Below are 8,172 nucleotides of genomic sequence, written 5' to 3'. Positions count from 1 at the left end.
AGAGAGAAACAAAAAACCCATGGTTCTGTGGGGGAGGTCTCTTCTCTCGAGGCAAACCGCGTTTTTCCCGCACCCCGCCGCGCCCCCCGGCGGGCCCCCCCCCCCCCCCGGGGGGGGTGCGGGGCCCCGCGCTATTGCGCCAGATATCCGCCGTCGACGGGGAGCACCGCCCCGGTGATGAAGGAGGCCGCGTCCGAGGCCAGGAAGGCGATCGCCCGCGCCACCTCCGCGGGCTCCCCGATCCGCCCCATGGGGTGGGCGCGGGACATCTCGGCCAGATACTCCGGCCCGCCCGGCTCGTCGGCCAGCGCGAGCACCCGCTCCGTACGGATGGTTCCGGGCGCCACGGCGTTGACGCGGATGCCGTGCGCGGCCCACTCCACGGCCAGGTGCTTGGTCAGCCCGGACGCCACGAACTTGGCAGGGCCGTACGCGGCCTGGCGGGCCTGGCCGGCGACTCCGGAGATCGAGGACACGCACACCAGCGCCCCGCCCGGATGCTCCTGGACGATCATGGCCTCGATGGCGTACTTGCAGGTCAGGAACATGCCGCGGCCGTCGATCGCCATGACGTGGTCCCAGTCCTCGGGGGTGGTCTCCCGGACGTCGGACAGCGGGAGCACGCCGGCGTTCGCCACGGCCACGTCGAGCCGCCCGAAGGCCCGTACGGCCGCCTCGACCATGCGGCGGTTGTCGGCCGGGTCGGAGACGTCGCCCGTCACGGTCTCGACGGGGATCCCCTCGGCCGCCAGCTCGGCGCGCAGGGCGGTCAGACCCGCGGCGTTCACGTCGGAGGCGGTGACCCCGGCCCCCTCGCGGGCCAGCAGCAGGGCCGTCGCCCGGCCGATTCCACTCGCGGCACCGGTCACCAGACAGGACTTGTCGTTCACGCCGCCCACCGTAGGGGGAGTGGGGGCGCGCACAGGGGCGCGCAGGGGCGCACTATCGGCCAACTCCCGTCGGGGCGGGGGAGATGTCTCGTCACAGGGCTGCCACCGCCACACCGCTGTGGCTAACATCACGCCAGCGCGGCGATGTTGCCGTGGGGCTCCCTCCGTGTGTCCGCGGGGCAACGGGGGCGATACGGAGGTGGGACGTGCTGCCTGCTCGGGGTGAGACCGGCCGCAACCGCACGTGGTCCGTGTGGGGCATCCGTACCACGTGGAGCACCGTGGGAGACGGCGAGTTCTTCTGCCCGGGATGCGGCGGGGACCGCAACTACCGCCGCCGGACCGGCCGCCGCCGCTTCACCCTCGTCGGGGTCCCGCTGGTCCCGCGCGGGCAGGCGGGCCCGGTCGTCGAGTGCGGCTCGTGCGGCGACCGGTTCGGTACGGACGTCCTGGACCACCCCACCAGCACGCGCTTCTCGGCGATGCTCCGCGACGCCGTCCACACGGTGGTCCTCGCGGTCCTCGCCGCGGGCGGTACGGCGTCCCCCGCGGCCCTGGAAGCCGCGGTCGGTGCGGTCCGCGCGGCCGGCTTCGAGGACTGTACGGAGGAGGAGCTGTCGTCGGTCGTCGACGCGATCGCCGCCGACCCGGGCCGGCTGTCCGCGGACATGTTCGGCGCGGCCCTCTCGATCGAACTCCACGAGGCCCTGGAGCCGTTGTCGCCCCACCTCGCCCCGGCCGGCCGCGAATCGATTCTCCTCCAGGGGGCCCGGATCGCCCTGTCCGACGGCCCCTACAGCCCGGCGGAGCGCGACGTCCTGCTCACGGTCGGCAGCGCCCTGCGGCTGGCGACCGACGACGTCAGCCGCCTCCTCGCAGCGGCCCCCCGCACCCCTTCGTAGGTCCCGGTCCCGCTGCTGCGTCCCCGGTGCGTATCCCGGTGCGTACCCCAGGCCCGTAGTCCCGCGGGAGTACGGGCCCCGCCGGGCCGCCCCCCGGCGTAGGCGCCTTCTCCGCCGCCGGCCCGACGTGCCGGGCCCTTCCCGCCGGAAGTCTGGAGTCGTCCAGATGACCGGCCGGAAGGGGAGCCCGCGATGGCGGCCACCGCGCACACCGCACCACCACCCAGCACCAGCCCGCGCCCGCCCGCGGGCCGCCGTACCCGGGCCGTGCCCTGGGGGGTGCTCGGCGCCTGGGCCGTGATCGTCGCGATCGCGGTGGTCTTCTCGGGGAAGCTGGGCGGCGTCCAGCAGGACCGGGCCGTCGACTACCTGCCCGGCAACGCCGACTCCACGCAGGTGGCGCGGATCCAGGACCGCCTGCCCGGCGGCGAGTCGACCGACCTGGTCGTCGTGTACCACCGGCCGGGCGGCCTCACCGCCGCCGACCGCGCAGCGGCCGCCGGCCAGCTCGACGGCATCACCCGCGCCCACCGCCTCTCCGCGGTGCCGCAGGCCGTGCCCTCCCGCGACGGCACCACCCTCCTCTACCCGGTCTCCAGCACGGCGCCCGGCCAGGACAAGGAGGCCCGCAAGCAGTTCGTGGCCGAGGTCCGGGAGACCGTACGCGGCACGGACGGACTGACCGCCGCCGTCGGCGGCACCGGCGCACTCATGGTCGACAGCGAGGAGGTCTTCGAAGCCCTCAACGGCCCGCTGCTCTACACCACCGTCGCCGTCGTCGCGATCCTGCTCGTCCTCATCTACCGCAGCCCGCTGCTGTGGATGGTCCCGCTGATCGTCGCCGGCATCGCCGACGTGCTCTCCATGGCCGTCGTATACGGCCTCCACCAGGCCTTCGACGTCACGGTCACCGGCCAGAGCGCGGGCGTGATGACCATCCTCGTCTTCGGCGCGGGAACGGACTACGCCCTGCTGCTGGTCTCCCGGTACCGCGAGGAGCTGCGCCGCACCCCGCGCCCGTACGACGCCATGGCCAACGCCCTGCGCGGCTGCGGACCCGCCGTCCTCGCCTCCTCCGGCACGGTCGCCGCGGGCATGCTCTGCCTGCTCGCCGCGGACCTCAACAGCAGCCGGGGCATGGGGCCCATCGCCGCGGTCGGCGTGGTCTGCGCGCTCGCGGCGATGACCACGCTGCTGCCCGCGCTGCTGGTCCTGCTGGGCCGCCGGGTCTTCTGGCCGCTCGTGCCCGCCTACGGCAGCGAACCCCGGCAGCGGAGGTCCCTCTTCGCCGCCATGGGCAGCTCCGCCGGCCGCCGGCCGGTCGCCGTGCTCGTCACCGGCGGGGTACTGCTCGGGGCCCTGGCCCTGGGCGCGTTCAACCTGCCCGGACCGATCCGGCAGGAGGACTTCTTCACCACCAGGCCCGAGTCCGTCGAGGCCGTGAAGACCCTGGGCAAGGCCTTCCCCGAGCAGGGCACCCAGCCGATCACCGTCGTCGCACCGGCCGCGGAGGCGGGCGGGGTGCGCGCACGCATCGCGGCCGTGGCGGGCGTGACGGACGTCCGGCCGGGCCGCACCGGCGCCGGATGGAGCGAACTGTCCGTCACCGCCGCCGCCCCGCCCGAGTCGAAGGCGGAGCAGACCGTCATCCGGGCCCTGCGGACCGCGCTGGACGGGGAGACCGGGGCCTATGTCGGCGGACCCAGCGCCCAGCAGATGGACCTGGAGACCACCAACGCCCGCGACCTCAAATGGGTCGTCCCGCTCGTCGTGCTGGCCGTCCTGCTCGTCCTCGTCCTGCTGCTGCGCAGCCTGGTCGCCCCACTGCTGCTCGTCTCCGCCGTCATCGCCGTCTGGGGCGCCTCCCTCGGCCTCGCGGGCCTCGTCTTCGAGCCCGTCCTCGGCCTCAAGGGCACCGACCCGGGCATCCCGCTGCTGTCCTTCGTCTTCCTCGTCGCCCTCGGTGTGGACTACGGCATCTTCCTGATGCACCGGATGCGCGAGGAGTCCCTGGCCGGAGCCCCGCCCGCAGAGGCCGCACTGACCGCCCTGCGCACCACCGGTGGTGTCGTCGCCTCCGCCGGGCTGGTGCTGGCCGCCACCTTCGCGGTGCTGATCAGCATGCCGCTGGCGGGACTGGTCGAGCTGGGCTTCGTGATCGCCGTCGGCGTGCTCCTCGACACCTTCCTCGTGCGGACCTATCTGGTCACCTCGGCGAGCGTCGCCCTCGGCCACCGGGTCTGGTGGCCCGGCCCGCTCGGCCGGACCCGCTGACGGCGCCGTACGACGTGACACGGACCATGGACCCCGTGACGGCGACCAGCACACCGGCCGGGGGGCCCGCGAGCCGCAGCGCGCGCATCCTCGCGGCCGTCAACCGCGATCCCATGTCCGCACCGCACCGGCTGCGCACCGACGCCCTCCTCGCGGGGGGCGCCGGTGCGCTGTCCGTGGTGCTCGCGCTGTGGACCGACGACGGGCGGGTCCCCGACACCCTCGGGTGGATCCTGATCGCCGCGAGCTGCGTGCCGGTGGTCATGCGCAGGTACGCCCCGCTTGCCGCCCTGCTGGGGCTGGTCGCCTGCGCGCTGCCGTACCACCTGCTCGACAACGCCCACAGCGCCCTGATGGGCCAGACCCTCATCGCCCTGTACACCGTGGCCGCCACCGGCCGGCCGAAGCGCACGGCGCTGGTCGCGGCCGGAGTCGTCGCGGTCGTCCTCGGCGCGATCCTCGGCACCGACAAGCACGAGGGCCTCGAACTGCTCAGCATCACCGGCTGGATCCTGGTCCCCCTCTTCGTCGGCGAGGACGTGCGGATCTACCGGCAGTACGTCGCCTCGATCGTGGAGCGCGCGGAGCGGGCCGAGCGCACCCGGGAGGAGGAGGCCGCCCGCCGGGTCGCGGAGGAGCGCCTGCGCATCGCGCGCGACCTGCACGACCTGCTGGCCCACAGCATCACGCTGATCGGCGTGCAGACCGCCGTCGCCGCGCACGTCCTGGTGGCCGATCCGGAGCGGCTGGACCGGGAGGCGGTCGCCAGGGCGCTGGACGAGATCGCGCAGACCTGCCGGGAGGCCCGTACCGAACTGCGGGGCACGCTGGAGGTGTTGCGCGACGGCCAGGTCGCGGCGGGGGAGGAGGGCCCGCTGCCGGACCTCGCGGCGCTGCCCTCGCTCGTACGGGCCGCCGAGTCGGCCGGGGCGCGGGTCGCGCTGACCGTACGGACGCCGGAGGGCCGGGTGGCCCCCGCGGTGGGCGCGGCGGCGTACCGGATCGTCCAGGAGGCGCTGACGAACGCCGTCCGGCACGCCGGGCCCGCGGTGTCGGTACGGGTGACCGTGGAGCCGGCCGACGGGCGGCTGCGGGTGTCGGTCGCCGACGACGGGCCGGGCCCGGTCCCGCACGCGGGCCCGGCGGGGTTCGGCATCATCGGGATGCGGGAACGGGCCCGGAGTACGGGCGGCTCGCTTTCCGCGGGCCCCGGTCCCGGGGGCGGGTTCCTGGTGGCCGCCGTACTGCCGTTGCAGGAGAGGGAGGGGCTGTCGTGACGATCCGGGTGCTGCTGGCGGACGACCAGCGGCTGGTGCGGGCGGCGTTCGCGATGCTGGTGGAGTCGGCCCGCGACATGGAGGTCGTCGGCCAGGCGGGCGACGGCGCGGAGGCCGTCGAACTCGCCCGTACGGAACGGGCCGACGTGGTCGTCATGGACATCCGGATGCCGGAGACCGACGGCATCGAGGCCACCCGACTGATCGCCGCCGACGAGGACCTCGCCGGGGTGAAGGTACTGGTCCTGACGACGTACGACACCGACGAGCACGTGCTGGAAGCGCTGCGGGCGGGTGCCTCGGGCTTCCTGGTCAAGGACACCAGGCCGGCGGACCTGCTGGCCGCGATCCGCACCGTGGCGGCGGGGGAGTCGCTGCTCTCGCCGGGGCCGACGGCCCGGCTGATCGCCCGGGTGCTGCGCTCCCCGGCCCGGCCGCCGGGCCCTGCGGCGGGCGCCGCGGCGCTGCTGTCGGAGCGCGAGCGCCAGGTTCTGACGCTGGTGGCCCGGGGGCTGAACAACACCGAGATCGGGGAGGCGCTGGGGCTGAGCCCGCTGACCGCGAAGACGCACGTCAGCCGGATCATGGGCAAGACGGACGCCCGGGACCGGGCGCAGCTGGTCATCGCCGCATACGAATCGGGGCTCGTGGTCGCGGGCGAGGACTGAGGACGGGCCGGGAGCAGGTAACGATTTCGCGTCGCGGGCGGTTCCCGGGTCCCTCTGAGCCCGGAAAACTGTCCGGAATCGATCGTTCCCAGACGCTCGCACCGGCCCTCCCGTCGCCCTTCACGAAGGATTCACACGGCGTTCCCCTTCGCGGCCCGGAACGCGGCGAGTGGCTGGTCGGAGCCCTTGCGGCAGCCGATCCTTCGCTCCCGCGCAGGGTGAATCCGGTGCCGCTGCGGCCCTCGCGCCATAGCCATCCGCAGCCCTCGCCGCCACTGTGCGAAGCGACAAAGCCGCATTCCCCCAGCCTCAACAATTTGTAGAAGTCGACGATGTTCGTGAGGCGGGTCACGGGCGTTTGATTTCGGTCACACGACGAGACGCTGCTGGTAACACAGCGGGGCTTCGATTCACGTGACTGCACTGACAACCCTGACCGCCAGCGCCGCCGGAGCAGGGATAACCAGATCTCCTCTCACTTACCTACCTCTTGAAGGGCAAGGCAGAGATGGCACGTGTCGCCGCCCGGCTTTCCGACAACGCGAACACAGGAAAGCCCAGCACGCACCCGGTCGACGAGGTGCTCCCCCTTCCCAAGCTCGCGCTGTACGGCTTCCAGCACGTACTCGCCTTCTACGCCGGCGCGGTGATCGTCCCGATCATCGTCGGCAGTGCGCTGAAGCTGAGCCCCGAACAGCTGGTCTACCTGATCAACGCGGACCTCTTCACCTGCGGCATCGCCTCGATCATCCAGGCGTGGGGCATCGGCCGGATCGGCGCGCGACTCCCGCTGATCCAGGGCGTCACCTTCACCGCGGTGTCCCCGATGATCGCCATCGGCCTCGGTGCCGGCGGCGGCACGGCCGCCCTCCTGGCCATCTACGGCGCCGTCATCACCGCCGGCCTGGCGACCTTCGCCTTCGCCTGGCTGCCCGCCAAGGCCTTCCGCACCGTCATGCGGCTCTTCCCGCCGGTCGTGACCGGCACGGTGATCACGGTCCTCGGCATCGTGCTCCTGCCCGTCGGGCTCAACGACGCCGCGGGCGGCCTCGGCAGCCCCGACTTCGGCGACCCCAAGCACTTCGCCTACGCCGGCGGCACGATGCTCTTCATCCTCGTCCTGATGAAGATCGGCAAGCCGTTCCTGTCCAGCATCGCGATCCTCCTCGGCCTGGTCGGCGGCACCGTCGTCGCCTTCCTCCTCGGAGACGCCAAGTTCGGGAACGTCGACAACGCCGACTGGATCGGCGTCACGACCCCCTTCCACTTCGGCGTCCCGAAGTTCGAGTGGTTCCCGATCCTCCTCATGCTCATCGTCATGCTGATCACCATGGTCGAGACGACCGGTGACACCTACGCGGTCGGCGACATCGTCGGCAAGGAGGTCGACAGCGAGACCGTGGCGCGCGCCCTGCGTGCCGACGGCGCCGCCACCGCCCTCGGCGGCGTTCTCAACTCCTTCCCGTACGTGGCCTTCGCCGAGAACGTCGGCCTGGTCCGCATGACCAAGGTCAAGAGCCGCTTCGTGGTCGTGGCCGCGGGCGTCTTCATGATCGTCCTGGGGCTCCTCCCGAAGGCCGCGGCGATCGTCGCCTCCGTCCCGCACGGGGTCCTCGGCGGCGCCGCGACCGTCATGTTCGGCATGGTCGCCCTCGCCGGCATCCAGACGCTCGCGAAGGTCGACCTCAAGGAGGAGAAGAACGCGCTGGTCGTGGGCGTCTCGCTGGCCTTCGCCCTGCTGCCCGCCACGGTCCCGGTGTTCTTCAGCGCCAAGTACATGAACGCCGACCTGTCCTCGCTGCTCAACAGCGGCGTCACCCTCGGCGCCACGGCCGCCATCGTCCTCAACCTGATCTTCAACGGGCTGGGCAAGGACCGGGCTCCCGAGGCGGCCGCCCCCGCGGCCGTCACCCCGTCCCCGGCCGGCGAACCGGCCGCGGAGGCCGCTCCCGCCGACCGCACCGAGTCCCCGGCAGTCGTCCCGGCGCAGGCGGCGGATTCGGACGAGGGCGAGGCCGCCCCGGCGCCGACCGCCTGAACCTGCACCTCCCAAGGGGTGTCGGGGCCGGGCGGGGTGGGGGGGGGGGGGGGGGGGGGGTGGGGGAGGGGGGGGGGGGGGGGGGGGGGGGGGGGGGGGAGGGAGGGGGGGGGGTTTTTCGTC

Annotated in this window: 6 protein-coding genes; 5 read left to right on the top strand and 1 reads right to left on the bottom strand. The window is 73.3% G+C overall.

Annotated elements, in window-relative coordinates; translation table 11 throughout:
- Positions 1 to 131: 131 nt before the first annotated feature.
- Complete coding sequence (locus tag ACZ7H1_RS08900) at positions 132 to 890, bottom strand: SDR family NAD(P)-dependent oxidoreductase (RefSeq protein ID WP_470784944.1); 759 nt, start codon at positions 888 to 890, stop codon at positions 132 to 134.
- A 206-nt stretch (positions 891 to 1,096) separates the two neighbouring features.
- On the opposite strand from ACZ7H1_RS08900, the gene ACZ7H1_RS08895 reads away from it, so the two are divergent.
- The 5 genes from ACZ7H1_RS08895 to ACZ7H1_RS08875 all read left to right on the top strand — a co-directional run bounded on the left by ACZ7H1_RS08895 (position 1,097) and on the right by ACZ7H1_RS08875 (position 8,049).
- On the top strand, positions 1,097 to 1,792 hold the full coding sequence (locus tag ACZ7H1_RS08895; protein WP_470784942.1) for a TerB family tellurite resistance protein: 696 nt from the start codon (positions 1,097 to 1,099) through the stop codon (positions 1,790 to 1,792).
- Positions 1,793 to 1,984: 192 nt separating this feature from the next.
- A complete protein-coding gene (locus ACZ7H1_RS08890) occupies positions 1,985 to 4,066 on the top strand; it encodes an MMPL family transporter (protein ID WP_470784940.1) in 2,082 nt (693 codons plus the stop codon).
- Positions 4,067 to 4,092: 26 nt separating this feature from the next.
- Positions 4,093 to 5,343, top strand: a complete 1,251-nt coding sequence (locus tag ACZ7H1_RS08885) for a sensor histidine kinase (protein ID WP_470785159.1) — start codon at positions 4,093 to 4,095, stop codon at positions 5,341 to 5,343.
- Positions 5,340 to 6,011, top strand: a complete 672-nt coding sequence (locus tag ACZ7H1_RS08880; protein WP_470784939.1) for a response regulator transcription factor — start codon at positions 5,340 to 5,342, stop codon at positions 6,009 to 6,011. The genes ACZ7H1_RS08885 and ACZ7H1_RS08880 overlap by 4 nt, the downstream gene beginning before the upstream one ends.
- Positions 6,012 to 6,519: 508 nt before the next feature.
- Positions 6,520 to 8,049, top strand: coding sequence for a nucleobase:cation symporter-2 family protein (locus tag ACZ7H1_RS08875; protein WP_470784938.1), 1,530 nt, complete (start codon positions 6,520 to 6,522; stop codon positions 8,047 to 8,049).
- Positions 8,050 to 8,172 lie beyond the last annotated feature (123 nt).

This window comes from Streptomyces sp. NPDC037401 (genome assembly GCF_055602345.1).
The sequence above is the reverse complement of the archived record's forward strand: the minus strand, read 5'-3'. Positions and strand labels throughout refer to the sequence as shown.

Bases quoted from the DNA above. Each gene is read 5' to 3' on its own strand.
- ACZ7H1_RS08890 (WP_470784940.1), top strand. From the start codon at position 1,985: ATGGCGGCCACCGCGCACACCGCACCACCACCCAGCACCAGCCCGCGC.
- ACZ7H1_RS08885 (WP_470785159.1), top strand. From the start codon at position 4,093: ATGGACCCCGTGACGGCGACCAGCACACCGGCCGGGGGGCCCGCGAGC.
- ACZ7H1_RS08875 (WP_470784938.1), top strand. From the start codon at position 6,520: ATGGCACGTGTCGCCGCCCGGCTTTCCGACAACGCGAACACAGGAAAG.